Annotated in this window: 1 protein-coding gene and 1 pseudogene; both read right to left on the minus strand. The window is 48.0% G+C overall.

Features of this window, described 5'->3' with window-relative positions; all coding sequences use genetic code 11:
• Positions 1 to 664 (minus strand): annotated as a pseudogene (locus tag A3751_RS20180) (glutamate--cysteine ligase); the annotation flags it as partial.
• 68 nt (positions 665 to 732) lie between these two features.
• Positions 733 to 913, minus strand: a 181-nt coding sequence (locus A3751_RS23670) for a hypothetical protein (RefSeq protein WP_231876949.1), incomplete at its 5' end; no start/stop codon positions are given.

Raw genomic sequence — 913 nt, forward strand, 5'->3', positions numbered from 1 at the left:
AATCGTGTTTGCGTCCCTCTAAAAAGCTTTGGTCGAGCGCCGGCGATGCGCCAAACAGATACATCAATAACCAACTGTAGCGGCGAAAGTTTCGTGTTAACGCAAAGTACTTCTGAGATTTAAACTCTTGCAGCGTCGCAGGACTTTTCTCTGCATCTTTGAGCGTGTTCCAAAACTCGTCAGACAATGAAAAGTTGAAGTGTAGTCCTGCGATGCTCTGCATGATACGCCCGTATCGAACATCAAGCCCTTTGCGATAAACATGCTTCAGTTGGCCAATGTTGGAATCGCCATATTCGGCGATACGAATGCTGTCATTGCCATCGAGTCGGCAAGGCATGCTGCCCGCCCAAAGGCTTTCATCGCCGATGTTGTTAAGTACAAACTTGTGGGTTGCCTCAAGCTCTGAAATCAAGCCCTGACGCGTTGTTTGCACGGAGGTGATGAGCTCAAGTAAGGCTTCCGAGTAATCCGTAGTGATTGAGCTATGTGTAAGAGGGTGGCCCAGCGCGTCAGGGTGGTCTGATTGGGTGATCGAAAAGTCGGGCGTGACACGCAGGCCCTCTTTTTCGAGTCCTCTCGAAATGAGTCTCGTGTTTGAGTCGTTTAGATAGCTAAGGAGTGCCTGATATCCATGACCATGCGACGAAGTTGATATTGTCATTTTCTTGTCCTTTTAAAGCACTTCCAGCGCGTAAACATACTACGATGAATCAATCGGGGCGAACAGGGCTATTTCTTTTTTGCTTTGGCAAATGCAGAGGCAAAAGCATTGTTGACCGGAGCCTGCTTAGCGCCTTTTTGTTTTGGCAATTTATTGGCTCTATCCGTTTTAATCCCGCCTCTATCCTGTCTGTCTTGTTTTGCCTGTTCTGAGACCGAATCACTCAGGCGCATCGTTAATGCAATACGC

This window comes from Oleiphilus sp. HI0080 (genome assembly GCF_001635135.1).